Genomic DNA, 18,943 nt, shown 5'->3' with positions numbered 1-18,943 from the left:
ATACGAATGCGATGTAACCAGATCAAAATGGGGGCAGGATGACGTCCGGGCCCAGGAGGTACGCCTCAAAAAAGATGGCCGGAGCAATGCGCTCCGGCCAGTTCACTTATGCTTAAAAATCCCACAAGGCCAAAAGTTCAGCCACACAGTCCAGGCAAAAACAAGTAGAAACAGATAGAAAAAGTTTTAACGATTTCAGTCCAGAATATCCGGCTGAATCTCTATGGTACTGTTCTCCTTCAATACAGTGATCCACTCACCATAGGCTGAATTCTGTTTCATGGACTTGATCTGCTGCTTCACATCCGCCAGATTTTTCTTTATCTCTTCTTCTCCGGGTACCTTTTTCTCTTTCAAGGAGATGAGATAATACCCATCATTCCCCTTGAGCACCCCGGGATAAAATGCATTTTCTTTCAGTTCAAAGGCGGCCTTGATGATTTCCGGACTTTGCCCCAGTTCAGGAATGGTGCCCCTTCGTCCAAAAAGAGCCGTTGACTTCAAGGCAATGCTGTTTACTGCCGCAACGGCTTCAAGGCCCTTATCCGGGGTTACTTGATCAAGCCAGGCCTTTGCTGTGGCTTCGGCTTTTTCGTCCTGCAGCTGCTTTTTCACCGCTGCGGTTACCTTGGCAGTTACCTCTTTCAGGGGAAGCACTTGGGGTTCTGTCCTGTCCATGGCCCGGAGAATGTAAAAGGTATCCCCCACTTCCTTTACATCACTGATTTCCCCCGGGGGCAGGGACAGAGCAATTTGAGCAAAGGCACCGGCATCAGCACCCATGTCCTTGGGCCCGGTGGCATCAAAGGGACCTTTTTCAAGAACCTTTGCTCCGGCAATGAGGCCTGCCTGTTCCAGATCATCCCCATCAATGATGGCATCAAAGGCCTTGGAAGCAGCGGTGTAAGCAGCATTTTTCAATTCAAGGGCTTCAAGTTTTTTTTCAATATCTTTTCGGGCATCTTCCAGTGAGCGGGTGGTGGCTTCAAACTTGGCATTCACCTTTATAATATGCCATCCAAACATGGTTCTGACCGGTTCTGATATTTCATTGACCGCCATGGAAAAGGCTTTGTCTCCAAAAGGTTCCACCATGTCCTGTTTTGCAAAAGCCCCCAGATATCCGCCATTTTCCTTATTGCCGTCCTGGGAATATGTCTTTGCAAGTTCGGCAAAATCTTCACCGGCCATGGCTTTTTCATACACCTGCCTTGCCTGTTTTTCCACAGCCTTTACCGTTTCTTCATCGGCATCTTCGGCCATCCGGAAAAGAATGTGGCTTGCATCCACCTTTTCAGGAGTTGAAAATTCACTGACATTGGCAAGGTAATAGGCTTCCACCTGATCCGGAGAGATGGTGACCTTTCCTTTAAAATCAGCAGCACTGAAGCTTAAGTACCGGGCCTTTACCGTTGGACGAGACTTATAACTGTCTTTGTTTTTTTCATAATAGGCCTGAGTCTGATCCTGGGTGGGGGTAACCTCCTGATACTGATCCGGATCGGCAAACAGATAATGAATACTGACCTGGGTGGCATTCTCGGTGTACCAGGCCCGGGCTTCCATATCGCTGACCTTGATATTATTGAGTATCAGCTCCCTTACCCGGGTCCGGCGCAGGGTTTCTCTGTGGGTGGGCTCAAAGATCTCCGGGCTGAGTCGATTCATGGACAGCACCCGCCTGTAGGTGTCAAGGTCAAAGTGGCCCTCTTTTTGAAATGCCGGGATGGACACAAGGGACGCTTGAAGTTCTTCATCGGACACCGTTATTTCAAGGCGATCTGCTTCCTGGGAGATCAATTGTTCTTCAATGAGGCGATCCATGGCCATTTTCTTCACCTGGAGCAGTTTGAGCAGGTCGTCATTGAGATTATCACCGAATCGCTGGCGCATCTGCTCAATGACATTCTGATGGGATCGTCTGAATGCGTCCATTGTAATCGGCGTGTCATTCACCAATGCCACCTGACTGCCCTTTTTTGATCCCATGGATCCCATTCCCAGAAATACAAAAACAAGGACAATCAGACCAAGAATGATCTTAATAATCCATGATCCGGTGTTTTCACGCATCAGCCTGAGCATATACTCTCCTTACGCTATGTCATAATTGAGAAAAAAATATCAGTTTACAAATCTGCATTTTTAACCCGTTCCCATATCAGGTGTCAACCTTTATACGTGACAACGCGGTTTTTTATGGAAACATCAGCGACTCAGATACCTGCCCGATATGCTCAAAGACCGAAAAAAACCTTCACAACCATACAAAGATTCAAAATATATGTTGACAGACGTCTGGATTTCAACTATTAAGGTTTTGTTTTTCTTCGGGGGGGCTGTAGCTCAGCTGGGAGAGCGCATGACTGGCAGTCATGAGGCCAGGGGTTCGATCCCCCTCAGCTCCACCATCAAGAAAATCTTTTTTACTGCCATAGAACCAGCAGCACTATCATAAGCTTTGATTTTGTTGAAATTGTGGGGCTGTAGCTCAGCTGGGAGAGCGCATGACTGGCAGTCATGAGGCCAGGGGTTCGATCCCCCTCAGCTCCACCATTTTCATAAATAATTGTGTTCCAAATATTTTTAATAATTTGAGTTTTGATCTTCTTTGTGGCAGGTGTTTGCTGCCATGAGATGGCTGTGTTTTTTGCCTTTTTATTTTATTCCATGTTCTCATGAGGGGTCTCGGAATTAAAGTAAAAGGGCTTTTTTTGTTTTGCCTTTTCTGTTTCTTTCCCGGGCTTTATTTTTTTCGTTTGACTTCCCCTTGTTCGGATCTACATTATAACTCATGAACCGTAACACGCCAGCTGACCGGTGTTGAACACACCAGGTCCTGAATTTCTTTTCCCAAGGAGGCAGACATGAAAATTACAAAGATCACTATTTTTATTATTTTTTCCGCGTTATTGTTCACCATATCCTGCCAGCGCATGACCCCCACTCCGTCCAGTGGCGATTATTATATGGGAAGCAATGCCGGTGAACTTGCGGCAAAACAGGATGCACTGGATTACAGATGCATTAATTATCCCACACAATTACCCCACCTGATCAGAGACAACGTAAAAGCCCATCTCAAGAACGATGGAAATAAAAACAGTGAGGCATATGTCAGAGGATTTAAATGGGGATATGATGTGGCCTTCAGGGACTACACCGACACCTATTGCGGCGGAGACAGGTCCTTGGAGCTGCTCAAAGACTGAAAATAAAAAACTCGACCACCCCAACGGGTGGTCGAGCACCAAAGAAGATCAGAGTCTTATCCTGTTTTTTTCTACAAAAGCCCCTTGGCCCCCTGGGCCTGAATGGCGGTAATGGCAATGGTATTGACAATGTCCGTCACGGTACATCCCCGGCTGAGATCGTTGACGGGGTACTTTAAACCCTGAAGAAGCGGCCCCACGGCCACGGCTCCGGAAGATCTCTGCACCGCCTTGTAGGTATTGTTTCCTGTGTTCAGATCAGGAAAGATAAAAACTGTGGCCGCACCTGCCACATCGCTTTTAGGCAATTTGGTTTTGGCCACAAAGGAATCCACAGCAGCATCGTACTGAATGGGACCCTCAAGCCTCAGGCCCGGCATGATGGTATCGGCTTTTTTCCGGGCAATTTCTGCGGCCCGTCTCACTTTATCCACATCTGCCCCCTTACCGGAAAATCCAGTGGAATATGATAGCATGGCCACCACCGGTTCAATACCAAAAGTTCTGGCCGTCTGAGCCGAAGTAATGGCAATCTCGGCCAGCTCTTCGGCATTGGGGTCCGGATTAATGGCACAATCCCCATACACCAGGACCCGGTCCTCCAGACACATGAAAAACACACTGGACACAATGGAACATTCCGGCCGGGTACTCAATATCTGCAGGGCCGGACGAATGGTGGATGCGGTGCTGTGTACCGAGCCTGAAACCATACCGTCGGCATGGCCGGCAAACACCATCATGGTGGCATACTCATTGACACTGGTCATGGTATCATGGGCAAATTCCGGGGTAATCCCCTTGTGTTCACGCAGTGCATAGTAGCTTTGAACATACTCATCAAGAAAGTCAGAGCTGGGGGGATCAATGATCTTCACAGAGGGCATGCGAAGCCCCAGACGATTGATTTTTTTCTCAATTTCTTCACGGTTGCCAAGCAGGGTAATATCCACCACATCCCGCCGCAGCAGAATCTCTGCAGCCCTTAGCACCCGTTCCTCTTCGCCTTCGGGAAGGACAATGTGCTGTTTATGGACCTTTGCCTTCTGGATCAGTTCCAACTCAAACATCTGGGGTGTCTTTATGGTGGTGCGGGTTTTGATAACCTTTTCAGCCAGTTTTTCCGCATCTACATGTTTTTCAAAGGCCGCCAGAATCCGGGTGATTTTACGTTTGTCCCCGGGAAAAATACCGGCGCTGATATTGTTAATGCGGGTGGCTGTGGGAAAGGTATTTTCCTGAACGCTTAAAATGGGACATATCCCCGGAAACCCCTCAATGAGATCCTGCACCGGACCTGTGGGTTTAAGCCCCCCGGTGAGCACAATGCCCGCAATGTTCTTCTGGGACCGGGACGACACAGCCGCCAGACAGGCCACAATAACGTCGGCCCGATCCCCCGGGGTGATGATCAGGGCACCATGTTCGATTCTAGGCAGAAAATTTCTCAGCTGCATGGCAGCAATGCCGAAGTGATACACATGACGATTCAACTGCTCTTTTCCCCACAGAACTTCTGCATCCAGGGCAGCCACAATCTCATTCACTGTGGGCCGGTTCAAAGACGGCTCCTCGGGAATGGTGTAAAGCAGCTGATTCTCATACTGGGAATTTTTTGAAAGCCGTTCCATGATCTCCCAGCCCGACGAGCCCTCGGTGCGAGTGACAATGGTGCCAATGGTACGGCATTTTCGTTTCACAAGGGATGCCGATGCCATTTCCACCGCCTGCACCGTTTCATCCACGGTTTTCCCCTGGGCACCAGCCACCAGAAGCATCGGAGCAGAAAGATTCTTGCTGATTTCCCCGTTGATGTCAAAATCAAAGTCAGCGGTATCGCTCAGGGCATCGGTACCCTCACACACCACAAAATCGCAGTTTGATTTCAAAGCATTATAGCGATTGATAATTATTTCAAACACCTCTTCCTGCCTGCCATGGGAGGCAAGTTCCGTGGCATCCTCCGCTGTCAGCCCATACATCTGATCCAGGGGAATATTAAGGTTAAAACAGGAAGAGATCAGGCGGATATCTTTGTTCACTCCGTTTTTTTCCTGGACAATGGGCCGAAAAAATCCCACCTTATTAATTTTCCGCAGCAGCAGCTCCATAACCCCCAGAGTCACCGCTGTTTTTCCACTGCGGTGACCGGTGGCACTGATATATAAATTGTCTGTCATAATGTTCTTTTCTTACTATCCTTATGTATGTTTACTAAATCTTCGTTGTGGCAGGTGGTTACTGCCATTTTTACGCTTCGTTGTGTCGGCAGGCCATTATTTTTTTTAGAATCACCATGGTGATCATATATGTGGGCCGGATCCCCTCCATCCCCATGGCCCCGGCAGCCAGAGTGTTCCCACTGACCAGGGGGTTGTCAGAGGCATAATAGGCATATCGGACGGGCACATCCAGCAAGATATTGCCTTTGATCACCGATGCGTTAATGGCTTTATGATAATGCCCCCCTTCCATCTCCAGGCCCACTGCGTTCCAGTCCGAGCGAAACATCTCAAGTACATCCTTATTTTGAAGAGAAGTGCCAAGCACCGTGGCCATGGTTCCCTTGTGAATGGCGATGCCAGGTTCAAAATCTTCGGGGTCAAGGTCATTATTGAAAAGGTAATTATCAGAAGTACCCTCCAGCACATGGGCCGTGGCCAGCATGATATCTCCCTTTTCTCCTGTGAGAATTCCGGCCTTTCCCATGATGGAGATGGACGCAAGATTCAAAGGCCACCTGCCGGTACTGTCCTCTCCGGGTTTCAACAACTGCTCCATAAGCTCAAATGCCTGGGCACCAAAGGCATAATCCATAACAAGGATCACCGGCATGTTTTTATCACACTCCCCATCATTTATTTTCAACAGGGGATGACAAGGAACATCGGCCAGTAGAGCTGTATCAATAAGCTGACAATGGGTGTTGGAGCCCGATTCGTCGGGCAGCAGTGTTAACCCCCGCTCTATGGCAAAGGAAATAATAGTGTCTGTTTCATTTTTGATGGACGTGAAAAACGCGTAGAGATCATCATCTCCAGCACCTTGTTTTTTCTCGGCCAGGGCGGCATACCCATAAAGGGCATTTACCACACTGTGCATATTGGCACTGACAATGTGCAACGGTCGGTCCTTAAGCCCCATCTGGGAAAGCTGTGTCTTGATCTTGCCTGCCCAGATTTTACCATATCGCTGGTGCCCAATGATGTTCATCAATGAGGGAGCAAAATAAATCACAAGGGCATTCTCCCGGGCCAGCCCCTCCCTTTCAATGCGTTTACCCAGATGATAAATCAATGAAAAAAGCCCGCTGTTGGTCTGGGAGGCAATACGATTTTTTTCCAGATATTCATAGGTTTCCCGGGTCTCATGGTAAGGTCTGCCAAGAATAATGCTCAAATTCCACAGAGCAGAATCCAGGGCTTCCATGGATAACTCAGACACATGATCCACTACCTTTTCAAGGCGCTCCCATTCAATGCGGATATTTCCATAATCATCGTGCATTTTAAGATATATTTTCTTTGCCTCGATGTTTAAAAAGGTCATGTGGGTGATGATGTCATAAATTTCACTTATACCCCGGGAGACAATGAAGCAAAATTCATGGGGGCTGATCTGATAGGAAACCCGTCTGCGTTTTAAGGGTTCAAGACGCTTGAACGGTGTATTTTCAAATTCATCTTCATCGGTGAGAATAATTTTGGTGCTTTTTTCCACCCCCTGGGGAAGGCGGTCAATAACATACTCAAGCCCTTTGAGTTCCACCACTTTGGCATCGTTCATGGTACCGTAAATTTCCGGGCTCAAATCCCGCAAACAGCCCTCAAGGGCTTTGCCGAAACGACCGGAAGGACGATAAAACCCCCTGATGGCAAGGGAATCGGTGATGGTTTTAAACTCCCGAATGGCCACCCGGGCCCGCTGGGATTCCTTTAAATTTTCCATTTACACTCCTTTCCTCAGACAATCCGTTCATAGGCCATTTCAAGAACCGTGGGAAACTGTGACCCGCTGGGGCGGATACAATCCATACCCGTTTTTTCCAAGAAAATGTGGTTATCATATCATAGCAGTAAAACCAAGTCTTTAAATTTAAAGAAAGCTTGGTCATAATGCCTGGGCGTATTGCCATTTTCCCTGTCGGGGGATTCATGATCCATGGGGAGGGAGACGATCAGAATTTTTCAGCTTCTTCTTAATTTGTTGACCTTATCAACGCGCTATTGTACCTTTGGTTCAGAATTAATCCCAAAGCACATTTTCACGCAAGGACAACACCAGTCATATGGATTTGGGTTACCAGCTCACAAAAGACAATGAATTGATCATCCGCCTTGACACGGCAGTTCTCATCAATGCCGCCCTTGGATCCACAGACGAAATCATTGCCCGCATTAACACCCACCCCGATCTTAAAAGCATCTCCTTTAATACGGACAGTCTCAAACAATGGGACAGCGCACTGGTCAGTCTTGTAATCCAGTTACAACGCCATTGTGATGAAAGACGAATCCGGCTTATAACCACAGAACTTCCCCGGGGAGTTAACCGTCTTATAAAGCTTGCCACCACCGGGCATGGCAAAACACCCCGAAAGGAGGCGCTGACCCCAGACCAATTCTTTCAGAGAGTCGGTACGGCCGTGGCAAATGGCTTTACAGCATTTTTTGAGGTTCTCAATTTCATCGGAGAGGTGGCCCTGGCATTTTTCAATCTTTTGCGTGGCCGGGGCAAGATAAGAGGATCTGTTTTTTTTCCCGTACTAAGAGAGTGCACCGCAGGGGCGCTTCCCATTGTAAGCCTGATCAGCTGCCTTGTAGGGCTGATCCTGGCCTTTGTGGGGGCCGTGCAGCTGGTGATGTTCGGTGCCCAGATCTATGTGGCAAGCCTTGTGGGTATTGCCATGATCCGGGTCATGGGGGCTGTCATGGCCGGTGTGATCATGGCCGGTCGCACCGGTGCGGCCTTTGCTGCCCAGCTCGGAACCATGGAGGTTAATGAGGAAATTGACGCCTTTAAAACCCTTGGCATCAATCCCATTGAATTTCTGGTTCTCCCCCGGGTCCTGGCGCTTACACTTGCCATGCCTCTTTTATGTGTGTATGCAGATCTCATGGGAATAATCGGGGGACTTCTGGTGGGCATTTTCATGCTGGATCTTAATTTCATGGAATATTTCAACATGACGCGGGAATCCGTGGGCCTAAACAGCTTCTGGATCGGTATTTTCCAGAGCATGGTATTTGGTGCGCTGGTGGCCATGGCCAGCTGCCTTAAGGGTATGCAATGCAGCCGCAGTGCTTCCGCCGTGGGAGAGGCAACCACCGGAGCCGTGGTGTCAAGCATCGTGGCCATTGTGGTGGCAACGGCCATCATCACCCTTTTGTGCAATGTCATTGGAATTTAATAAAATGCCGGCAACGTCACACATTGAAGTTTATGATCTCACCATGGCCTATGGAAACAAAGTTATCCAGCAGCACTTGACCTTCACGGTGAACCGGGGAGATATTTTTATCATCATGGGCGGCAGCGGCTGCGGCAAAAGTACCCTGCTTCGCCACCTGGTGGGACTGCAGCGGCCCGCCAGGGGAAATATTTCCTATAACGGGATTCAATTCTGGGAAAGTCCTTCGGAAAAAAGACGTCAGCTGATGCAGACTTTCGGCATTCTTTACCAAAGCGGTGCTTTGTGGAGTTCCATGACCCTTGCACAAAATGTGGCCATGCCCCTGGAAATACACACCCGGCTTTCCCCGGGACAGATCCGGGAACAGGTTGAATTAAAACTGTCCCTGGTGGGACTTTCCGGATTTGAGAGTCACTATCCATCGGAAATCAGCGGGGGCATGAAGAAACGTGCAGGTCTTGCCCGGGCCATGGCCTTGGACCCTGAGCTTCTTTTTTTTGATGAACCCTCGGCGGGACTTGACCCCATCAGTGCCCGAAACCTGGATGATCTGATTCTGGAACTAAAAGAAAGCCTTGGCACCACCATTGTTGTGGTCACCCATGAGCTTGCCAGTATCTTTGCCATAGGCACCAACTCCGTGTTTCTGGATCCGACATCCCGAACCATGATTGGAGGGGGGGCTCCCAGAGAACTCCTTGAAAACGCAGCCAACCCCACCATAATTGAGTTTCTCACCAGAGGGGAAGGGAAAAAGGAAAGAGCAAAGCCTGCAGCAAACCGGGAGCGACAGCCATAAAAACAACCCCGGGAAAAAACATTGGACTTGATCATCAAACGCACCTGATTCCATTGGTCCACCTCGTGGGTGGTGACCGGCCAATATCATAACCAAGCCCAGAACATTCATGGAGATCCATTAATTCAATGAAAAAAGAGCCAGACAAAACCCTGATCGGAGCCTTTGTGGTCATCGCCCTTGCCCTGACCTTGGGGGCCGTTGTCATATTTGGTTCCGGTTCATTTCTATCGGAAAAAAACACCTATGTTCTTTATTTTAAAAATTCCGTCAAAGGACTTAACATAGGGTCCCCGGTTGTGCTTGGGGGCGTCAAGATCGGTGCGGTTAAAGAGATCCGCATCCATGCCGATTCACAGCAGAATTTTTTTTCCATCCCGGTTTACATTGAAATCAAAAAAGAAAGCATCATGGTTCCGGGAAAAGCAGATGCCTGGGAAGGACTTGACAAAAATCTTGATATTCTGATAAAACAGGGGCTCAGGGCTCAGCTGGAAATTCAGAGCATGGTGACGGGACAGTTACTGGTTTCCCTGGATTTTCACCCAAACAAACCTGCGGTTCTCCACCAGACAACATCTGAATTTCCAGAGATTCCCACCATTCAATCGGACATTGAAGCCTTTGCCCAGAAGATAAAACAGGTGCCCATCCAGGATATCTTTGCAAAGCTGCATTCCATCATCAGCACCCTGGAAACCACCTTGAATTCCGACAAAATGGGCAGACTGACGGAGACATTAACCCGGGCACTGGAAGGCATCGGTCAACTGGCAGGCAATGTGGATGAATCAATTCCCGACGTGACCCGCTCCATTGAAGCAACCATTTCAGATACCAGAGGCCTGATAAAGCGTACCAGCCACCAGATCACCTCCATGGGCAGGCATGTACACACCTCACTTTCAGACATTCAAACCCTTGTCAAAAACACGGATCAGCAGGTAAAGCACATGGGCAGCAATATGGATGCCACGATTTTAAGGGCAAAGGAAGTGCTGACCACCGTCAACAATGAAATAACACCCATTTCCCAGGCCCTGCAGCAAACGGCACAGAGTCTCCAGAAAACCGCAGGACAGGCCACCACAACCTTGAAGGCAATGGACGACATCTCCCATCCGGATTCCATTATCATGAACCAGCTTACCAGCACCCTGGAAGAACTGTCCGATGCGGCCCGGGCCTTTCGCAATCTGACCCAATATCTGGAGCGACACCCCGAAGCCCTGATCCAGGGCAAACAATAATTCCGGGTCAATATTTGGCCGCACCCCATCTTCACCTATTTTAGTCTGCTCACATAGCATTAGTATGCTACACAGCTACAAACAGCAGAATATGGGGCACTGTCCAAAATGTACACAAACAAGCCTAATATATTTACAATTTCGGGGCATTTTTACCCGACATCACTGTATTTTGAACCATGCTGCCCCGCTTATTTTTTAAAATAAAGGAACACAAGACATGCGAACTGAAAAAAAACCTCACCGACCGTTTTTAATCTCTTTTTTCATGACTGTTTTTTTGTTCATCCCGGCTGCTGCCATTCTTCCCGGCTGCCTGTCCACCCAGCCAACACGGTATTACAGCCTGGCCCCGGTGGAAACAAAAGCCCTTGCTTCTGTATCAGGAACAATACCCCGGGACATAACAGTCCCCCTTGTGGGGATTGGCCCCCTGCAGCTTGCCAAATATCTTGATCGCAACCAGATTGTGATCCGCCCAGCACCCCACAGGGTTGAGATATCCGAATTTGATCAGTGGATCAGTAACCCCACAGATCAGATATATCTGACCATTCAGGAAAACCTGTCAGCCCTGCTGGCCACAAACAGCATAGTCCGATATCCATGGAAACGCAGCCGCGAGCCCGATTTTCAAGTCATCATTGAAGTGATGCGGATGGATGGAATTTCAGGAAAGGAGGTACAACTTATCGCCAGATGGCAATTATATCAAAAGGACGGTGCCCGGCTTATTGCATCGGAAAAAACAAAAATCACAGAAGCTATGTCCAGGGAAGGGTTTGATTCCCTTGCCATGGCCCATAGCAACGCACTGGGAGAACTGTGTCGGACCATTGCAACAAAGATTGCCATGGCCCGACAAAAGACTGATTCATATTAAAGATTCAGCCGAACCCAGTTCATGTCCTTGAGCAGTTCTTTGGTTTTTTGAACGATCTCCTTATTATCCGCCGGTTTTTCAATAAAGGCATCTGCACCGGCATCCATGATCTCTGCCCGATTCTCCTTGGTACTGTATCCCGTAAGAATCAGTATTTTAATATGCGAGGTGGACTCATTGGATTTCAGGAACCGGCACACCTCAAACCCGTCCATTTTGGGCATGACCAGATCAAGGATGATGAGATCGGGGTTAAATTCCTTTGATTTAACCCCAGCCTCAAAGCCGTTCAATGCAGTCTGGACTTCACATTTTTTACGAGTAAACAGCTTTTGAAGACCCTGGACAATGAGGGGTTCGTCATCCACAATAAGAATTCTGGGAGACGCATCCAGTTGCCTGCTGATGTATTTAATGCCATGGCCTCTTAGGGCGTCTTCCAGATCACTCTTGGCAATGCGATGATGCCCACCGGGGGTTACGAAACTTTTAATTTTGCCGGCTTTTACCCATCTCCACATGGTCATCCGGGTTACACTACAGAACTTTGCCGCCTGGGGAATTGTCAGAATTTCAGTGTTCATATGAATTCTCTACCTTTTCTGTTAAAAAATAAATGTTAACTCACGAGTCGCAGGTTCTCATTCTCATACGGCATGTGCTGTTTAAAATTTTAAAGGAGCACATTATGTTGTGACAAATCGAAAAACTTATGACTGATGAGATCTTAAGATATGCTTTTTTTATATATCTGTTAAACCCATCTAAGAGTCTTCCTTTTGGATCATGGCCTTATAGGCATTTATCAGTCCGTTGGTAGAAGAATCATGGGTGTTGACAGGGGACGGAGTGACAAGCTCGGGAAGAATCTTCCGTGCCAGGGCCTTGCCAAGCTCCACCCCCCACTGGTCAAAGGAAAAAATATTCCAGATCACCCCCTGGGTAAAAATTTTATGTTCGTACATGGCAATGAGACTGCCCAGGGTTTCCGGGGTCAGTTGTCTGAAAAGGATGGAATTGGTAGGACGATTTCCTTCAAATACACGATGGGGTAACAGCATTTCCAGGGTTGAAGGATTTTCTCCGGCCGCTTCCATCTCGCTGCGCACAGCGTCCTTGTCTTTTCCAAACAACAGGGCTTCAGTCTGGGCAAAAAAATTGGATAGCAGTATCTCGTGGTGATCCCCCAGGGGATTATGACTCATGGCCGGTGCCAGAAAATCCGCAGGTACCATACGGCTTCCCTGGTGAATCAACTGATAAAAGGCATGTTGCCCGTTGGTGCCAGGCTCTCCCCATATGATGGGGCCGGTGTCATAGGATACCCCATCACCTTTTCGATCCGTTGTTTTACCGTTGCTTTCCATGTTTGCCTGCTGAAAATAGGCGGGGAACCTGCTCATGTACTGATCATAGGGCAGTATGGCCTCGGTGGCGGCACCAAAAAAATTATTATACCAGATGCCTATCAATGCCAGCACCACAGGAATATTTTGTTCAAAAGGCGTATTTTTAAAATGCCCATCCATTTTATGCGCACCCCGAAGCAGGGCTTCAAAGTTATCGTATCCCACGTAGCACGCAATGGACAGGCCAATGGCAGACCACAGAGAGTATCGTCCCCCCACCCAGTCCCAGAACTCAAACTGATTGTCAGGAGCAATGCCAAAGTCCGCCACAGCAGCTTCATTGGTGGATATGGCCACAAAATGCTTTTTAATGGCAGAAACATCACCACCGGCATGCCCCAGAAGCCATTGCCGGGCGGAATGGGCATTGGTCATGGTTTCCTGGGTGGTAAAGGTCTTGGAAGCCACCAGAAAAAGGGTGATTTCGGGATCTGTTTTTTTCAGGGTTTCCAAAAGATGGGTGGCATCAATATTGGAAACAAAATGAACGGCCCTCCCCTTTCCTGCATATGGTTCCAGACACTGGGTAACCATCTGCGGCCCCAGATCCGACCCGCCGATGCCGATATTCACAAAGGTATTGATGGGTTTTCCGGTGTAACCCATCAATTTTCCGGCATCAATGTCCCGGGAAAACCGTTTCATTTTTGCAAGTACCTTATTAACCCCGGGCATCACATCACTGCCCTGATACATAACAGGTGTGTTTACCATATTTCTCAGGGCAATGTGAAGAACAGCCCGGTTTTCCGTTGTGTTAATTACATCGCCTGAAAACATTTTATCAATGGCATCTTCAAGCCCCATCCTGCGGGCAAGGGCAATTAAAAGGCTCAGGGTCTGTCCAGTGAGAATGTTTTTGGAATAATCCACCAGAATGTCATTGAATCCCAGAGAAAACGCTTCAAATCGCCTTGTATCCCTGGCAAAAAGCGTTTTCATATGCACCGCTTTCATGTCCTGGAAATGGTCGTTGAGCTGTTGCCATTCATCTGTCTGTAAAGGAGATATGGTATTGAGAGCCATCTAACACCTCGCGTTGAATATAATGGAGAACATCTGTTCATATGATCGCCATATGAAACAACAGTTAATAAACGTCCCCCCGGCCACCGGCAACACCCCCGGGGGCCATTCATTTTCTTCACTGTTACACTTAACCACACATTCTTTATAATTTCAACATGTTATTGATCAAAATAAATATTTTTTTTCAAAGCCCTTGAATTTACAACATAAATTACAATACACTATAACAAAAAAACTACGTTAAATGTTTTTTACCCTGATTCACCCTCTTGGCTTGCGAACCTGTTCTGGATGATTAATTTTTTGATTTACAAGAAAATTTTTACGATCAATTTTAAATTTTTTCAATTTATAGTGCAGTGATTGGGGAGAAATACCAAGAATACGTGCAGCTTTTGCAGCATTTCCCCGGGTGCTTTCAAGGGCCTCACAAAGGCGATTATGTTCATTTGCATTCTGAATGTCACAAAGAGTGGGCTGTCTTGCTTCTCCCGTTTCAAATCTCCCGGCCTGCACAGGATTTAACAGTTGCTCCTGACCGCCATGACTGGCCAATGCCCCGCCCTGATCTTCTTGATGGCCAAGGGCACTGAGCACATGAAGGGGTAGATGTCTCAGACATATCCTAATTTCATCATTGACCATGTTCATGGCTCCCTCAATCACATGCTCAAGCTCACGGACATTGCCCGGCCACTTATAATTTGCAAAAAGTGCAGTCACTCGCCGGGACAGACCTGCTACATTTTTCCCCAGGGTTATGTTGAATTTCCGGATAAAATGATCCACCAATGGTGCCATGTCTTCTCCTCTTTCCCTCAAGGGCGGGAGATGGATAAAAACAACCCCCATACGATAAAACAAATCCTGTCGAAGGGCACCGGAATCAATAATTTCCCGGGGCGGTCTGCCCACGGCACTGATAATTTTAATATTTAGATTGGTTTCTTCCAGGGAACCCAGCCGACGCACCTTCTTTTCCTGTACCACCCGCAGCATCTTTGCCTGGAGGGCAATGGGCATGGAATCCAGCTCATCTAAAAAAATCGTACCGCAATTGGCCTGTTCAAACAGACCAGGCTTGTCAATGGCCCCTGTGAACGCCCCCCGGGAGGTGCCAAAAAGAATTCCTTCCAGGAGATTTTCAGGGATAGCAGCACAGTTGATTGGTATAAATCTGTGGGCTGACGTCCTGCGATGGTTATGTATTGACTGGGCAAACAGCTCCTTGCCGGTTCCGGTTTCTCCGGAAATCATGATGGGAGACGGGGAATCAGATGCCATTTCCGCTGTCTTAACGGCATGGAGCAGCCCACCGCTCTTTCCCACCATATCTGAAAAAGTATACCGGGGAGAATTTTCCTTCCCCGAAGACGCGACACAGGGTTTTTTCGAAGATATGATGGATTCCAGCATCTGATAATCCTTTGTAAAGCTGATTGCTCCCACCACTTGATCATCCTTGAAAAGCGGAAAGACATTACTTATGACATTGGACAGTTTTCCCAAACGCGTGCGATAGACAATCACTTTATTCCGAACGGCTTTTCCGGTTTTCATACAGATCATGGTGGTGGAGTTTTTTTCCTTGAGCCGGTACAGTTCCGTTATTTTTTTCCCCAGGGCATAGGATATGTCAAGATCATCAATTTTTGCCATGGCCTTATTGTAGTAAAGGATTTCCCCCCGGATATCGGCAATGAGCACTCCCTCATGCAAATCGGCCAGAATGGAAAAGATATTGACGTCATTGGTAATACCCAACTTCTTTCGCAACAGCTTAATATCCAAGGTCATTCATTACTCCTGTATTTCAAATTAAATTCTGAGGTGGGGCATTCCCACTGTGCGGATTACTTTAAGGTTGCCCGCGCAAACGGATAGATATATAAAAAAATTTTTATATATCTATTACACCTCATAATGGAAAGTCAAGCCAAAAGACCATGGATAAAAGGTTCTGATATTACAAATTTTTTCCTACAAAAAGCCCTGAATATCCACCCTTGCCCCCCTTTAATAATTTACCCCCACCTTTCCAACAAAAGTCCGATCAAAAACATTTAATCCTCTCACTGACAAACAAAAAAACATTAGTCTGCAGGACCTTGTCATGGCCACCGTGGGTGGCGGGCTGATGCATGACACCCATTGCTGGCTGGATCATGGAAATATCCTTTCACCGAGCCACCTGGTAATGGGCCAAGAAATACCTGGAATGGTTAAGAAATTCATGGAGGAGATCAATGTCTCAACAGACACCCTGACGCTGGATCTCATCCACAAAGTTGGTGCCAGTGGAACCTTTTTAATGGAACCCTACACCATGAGAAACTTTAAGAAGGTATTTTATCCGGAACTGTTCCAGCGCACAAAGACACAGGCCCCGGGCACGTCAGTGGAATCAACCCTGGACGACCGCCTGCGTACCAGGACCCTTGAGTTGATGAAAGCAAATCCTGAAAATAGCCTTCCCCTGGAAATTGTCAAAGAATGTGATCTGCGTCAAAAGAAATGGGGCACTTTGCAATAGCAGGTTTCCTTTGCCTGCCAGGAATGACCAGGAAAAAACCGGACGTTCTTTTCACCGCTTCATCAGGATTTAAGAAACATAGTAATTAAGTGCTACCACTGATGGAAAACATGTGATATCATGCAGGGTTCATGCGGAGCTCAAAGGGTTCCTTGACCTGATCCAAGGCACCAGATTCTGGTTAATCCTTCACTCAGCTTTCGAAGTGGGCGGACCCCACTTATCAACGCTGACTTTCCGAAAGCCGGGTCCTTAAAAAAAGGTTATCAAATGGACATTACCGATTTCAATGATGATTTATTTCATTTTCTTCACACCTGCCCCACCCCTTTCCATGCCGTTGCCAATGCCAGCCAGATCCTCCTTGAAAAGGGATTCACACAACTCCATGAAACCCATGCCTGGCACCTTGAAAAAGAATCAAAGTACTTTGTTGTACGTAATCAAAGTGCCATCATTGCTTTTTACACCGGAGATAAACGTCCCTGGGATACCGGCATAAAACTGTGCGGAGCCCACACCGACAGCCCCAGCCTTAAAGTAAAGCCCCAGCCCGAACTTACCAATGATACCATGACACGCCTGGGGGTTGAAGTCTATGGTGGAGCACTTTTAAACACCTGGTTTGACAGAGGATTAAATCTGGCAGGCCGCGTCATTCTCCGGTGCCGTAATCAGAAAGGAGAAAACGTTCTCAAAAGCGGTCTGATCAATCTAAACACCCCCGTGGCCGTCATCCCTTCCCTTCCCATTCATCTGAACCGAGAGGCCAACACAAAAAAAATCATCAATGCCCAGGTGGATCTGCCGCCCCTTGTTTTCACCGGGCCCTTTTCCAGACCGGGGGCATTCCATGAAATGCTTTGCAATGCCGGAAAAAACATCCCTGCACCCGACCATGAAATATCCGAAATTCTGGATTTTGATCTCTATTTTTCAGATGCCCAAGCCCCGTTTTACACCGGCATTAACAAGGAACTGATCAGTGCCCCCCGCCTTGACAATCTGCTGTCATGCCATGCCGCCCTCAAAGGCATTGCCCTTGCCCGGGGGGAAGCCCCGTGCATGGCCATCCTGGCCGACCATGAAGAGGTGGGCAGTGACACCGCCGCCGGGGCCAGGGGCTCCTTTGTCACGGACATTCTTACCCGGATGATACCAGATACGGAGCAACGGCTCCGGGCCTTTGCCGGATCCTTCATAATCTCACTTGACAATGCCCATGCCCTCCACCCGGCCCACGCCCAACGGTATGACGGGACCCACACCTGCCTTGTAAATCAAGGCCCCGTATTAAAGGTCAATGCCGCCATGCGTTACGCATCGGATGCCGTCTCCTGTGCCCTGTTCAAACACCTGTGCCGGGAGGCTTCCGTGCCGGTGCAAACCTTTGTCATGAAAAGTGACATGCCTTGCGGCAGCACCATCGGCCCTTCCATCTCCGCTGCCACGGGGATTAAAGCCGTGGATGTCGGTGCCCCCACCATGGCCATGCATGCCATTCGGGAGCTAACGGGAAACACTGATCCCCACGCCCTTTTCAACGTATTGGAACACTGGTTCACCACTGATACAGCTCCGCTTTTATCCTTGACATAAATTTCCAGTATGGTTATACCGCTTAAATTAACGATTCAACCCATGGCGTTGATCGATGGGCATGAACTCAGGCCTGCTTTTTTTGTGTATTCCAAAACCTTTTTTCAGATAAGGGCTTGTTTTTGGGTGTAAAAAACAACAGATCAAATATCATCAATTCAATTTCAGAACCAACGTCCGTGTTCATGCACAACACACATTCATCATCTCCCAAAGACCGCCTTGCCGGCCAAGGGGATAACGGAGCAAAATACTAAAAAATGGATTTTAACCAGAGCCTTGAACAGAACCGTAAGGCAATTATTGACCAATGGTTTCTATCAACAATAAATACCTACCCCCAGGAAACCGCCAGGGTCCTGGGCAAATTAAAAAACAAATTTGACAACCCCGTGGGAAGCGCCACCGCCCAGAGCCTTGAAGAAACCTTTTCACTCTTGCTCAAAAAAAAAATAAATGCCGATGAAATTGAAAATGCCCTGGATTCCGTCATACGGATCCGGGCTGTTCAAAATTTCACCGCATCCCAGGCTGTGGGATTTGTCTTTGAACTCAAACAGATTATAAAAACCGTCTTGAACGGTGAAAAGGACAGTGCCTTTGATGCAAAGATAGACCAGACTGCCCTGGCCGCCTTCAACCGGTTTATGAAGTGCAGAGAAAATATATTCCTTTTAAAGGCAACGGAATCCAAAAGGCGGATTCACAGAGCCTTTGAAAGGGCAGGTTTAGTAACAGAGCTTAAGGAGGAAACACTCCTTGACTCAGACAAATCTTAAACAGGTTGTTTCAAAATCATTTATCTGAGACAACCGA

General features: G+C 47.8%; 13 protein-coding genes, 2 tRNA genes and 1 pseudogene. 10 read left to right on the top strand and 6 right to left on the bottom strand.

The window, feature by feature from the left end; all coding sequences use genetic code 11:
* Positions 1–195: 195 nt before the first annotated feature.
* Positions 196–2,085, bottom strand: coding sequence for a peptidylprolyl isomerase (locus ACYQ2M_RS12080; RefSeq protein WP_459916601.1), 1,890 nt, complete (start codon positions 2,083–2,085; stop codon positions 196–198).
* 250 nt (positions 2,086–2,335) lie between these two features.
* Here ACYQ2M_RS12080 and ACYQ2M_RS12075 point away from each other — a divergent pair.
* The 3 genes from ACYQ2M_RS12075 (at position 2,336) to ACYQ2M_RS12065 (ending at position 3,212) form a co-directional block, all read left to right on the top strand.
* Positions 2,336–2,411: transfer RNA gene (locus tag ACYQ2M_RS12075), tRNA-Ala, on the top strand.
* A gap of 69 nt (positions 2,412–2,480) precedes the next feature.
* Positions 2,481–2,556 (top strand) — tRNA-Ala (locus ACYQ2M_RS12070).
* A 311-nt stretch (positions 2,557–2,867) separates the two neighbouring features.
* Positions 2,868–3,212 carry a hypothetical protein gene (locus ACYQ2M_RS12065; protein ID WP_459916600.1) on the top strand — a complete coding sequence of 115 codons (345 nt, stop codon included), beginning with the start codon at positions 2,868–2,870 and terminating at the stop codon, positions 3,210–3,212.
* A gap of 71 nt (positions 3,213–3,283) precedes the next feature.
* On the opposite strand, the gene pta is transcribed toward ACYQ2M_RS12065, so the two are convergent.
* Together pta and ACYQ2M_RS12055 are read right to left on the bottom strand one after the other, a co-directional pair.
* On the bottom strand, positions 3,284–5,392 hold the full coding sequence (pta, locus tag ACYQ2M_RS12060; RefSeq protein ID WP_459916599.1) for a phosphate acetyltransferase: 2,109 nt from the start codon (positions 5,390–5,392) through the stop codon (positions 3,284–3,286).
* A 70-nt stretch (positions 5,393–5,462) separates the two neighbouring features.
* Complete coding sequence (locus ACYQ2M_RS12055; protein ID WP_459916598.1) at positions 5,463–7,160, bottom strand: DUF6909 family protein; 1,698 nt, start codon at positions 7,158–7,160, stop codon at positions 5,463–5,465.
* A gap of 340 nt (positions 7,161–7,500) precedes the next feature.
* Here ACYQ2M_RS12055 and ACYQ2M_RS12050 point away from each other — a divergent pair, with 340 nt between their 5' ends.
* The 4 genes from ACYQ2M_RS12050 (at position 7,501) to ACYQ2M_RS12035 (ending at position 11,557) form a co-directional block, all read left to right on the top strand.
* A complete protein-coding gene (locus ACYQ2M_RS12050) occupies positions 7,501–8,622 on the top strand; it encodes an MlaE family ABC transporter permease (protein ID WP_459916597.1) in 1,122 nt (373 codons plus the stop codon).
* Positions 8,623–8,626: 4 nt separating this feature from the next.
* A complete protein-coding gene (locus tag ACYQ2M_RS12045) occupies positions 8,627–9,424 on the top strand; it encodes an ABC transporter ATP-binding protein (protein WP_459916596.1) in 798 nt (265 codons plus the stop codon).
* A 128-nt stretch (positions 9,425–9,552) separates the two neighbouring features.
* The gene (locus ACYQ2M_RS12040; RefSeq protein ID WP_459916595.1) at positions 9,553–10,674 is read left to right on the top strand and encodes an MlaD family protein; all 1,122 of its coding nucleotides are present in this window, start codon (positions 9,553–9,555) and stop codon (positions 10,672–10,674) included.
* Positions 10,675–10,894: 220 nt separating this feature from the next.
* On the top strand, positions 10,895–11,557 hold the full coding sequence (locus ACYQ2M_RS12035) for a PqiC family protein (RefSeq protein ID WP_459916594.1): 663 nt from the start codon (positions 10,895–10,897) through the stop codon (positions 11,555–11,557).
* Here ACYQ2M_RS12035 and ACYQ2M_RS12030 read toward each other — a convergent pair.
* From ACYQ2M_RS12030 to ACYQ2M_RS12020, 3 genes are all read right to left on the bottom strand, one after another.
* Positions 11,554–12,141, bottom strand: a complete 588-nt coding sequence (locus ACYQ2M_RS12030) for a response regulator (protein WP_459916593.1) — start codon at positions 12,139–12,141, stop codon at positions 11,554–11,556. The genes ACYQ2M_RS12035 and ACYQ2M_RS12030 overlap by 4 nt on opposite strands.
* Before the next feature lie 180 nt (positions 12,142–12,321).
* Positions 12,322–13,992, bottom strand: coding sequence for a glucose-6-phosphate isomerase (gene pgi, locus ACYQ2M_RS12025; RefSeq protein WP_459916592.1), 1,671 nt, complete (start codon positions 13,990–13,992; stop codon positions 12,322–12,324).
* 264 nt (positions 13,993–14,256) lie between these two features.
* Positions 14,257–15,792, bottom strand: a complete 1,536-nt coding sequence (locus tag ACYQ2M_RS12020; RefSeq protein WP_459916591.1) for a sigma-54 interaction domain-containing protein — start codon at positions 15,790–15,792, stop codon at positions 14,257–14,259.
* A 289-nt stretch (positions 15,793–16,081) separates the two neighbouring features.
* Here ACYQ2M_RS12020 and ACYQ2M_RS12015 point away from each other — a divergent pair.
* The 3 genes and pseudogenes from ACYQ2M_RS12015 to ACYQ2M_RS12005 form a co-directional block, all read left to right on the top strand.
* A pseudogene (locus ACYQ2M_RS12015) lies at positions 16,082–16,528 on the top strand (trimethylamine methyltransferase family protein); the annotation flags it as partial.
* A 270-nt stretch (positions 16,529–16,798) separates the two neighbouring features.
* On the top strand, positions 16,799–18,127 hold the full coding sequence (locus ACYQ2M_RS12010) for a M18 family aminopeptidase (protein ID WP_459916590.1): 1,329 nt from the start codon (positions 16,799–16,801) through the stop codon (positions 18,125–18,127).
* Between the two features lie 260 nt (positions 18,128–18,387).
* Positions 18,388–18,906, top strand: a complete 519-nt coding sequence (locus ACYQ2M_RS12005) for an RsbRD N-terminal domain-containing protein (protein WP_459916589.1) — start codon at positions 18,388–18,390, stop codon at positions 18,904–18,906.
* Positions 18,907–18,943: the final 37 nt, after the last annotated feature.

The organism is Desulfocicer niacini (assembly GCF_054657595.1).
The sequence above is the reverse complement of the archived record's forward strand: the minus strand, read 5'-3'. Positions and strand labels throughout refer to the sequence as shown.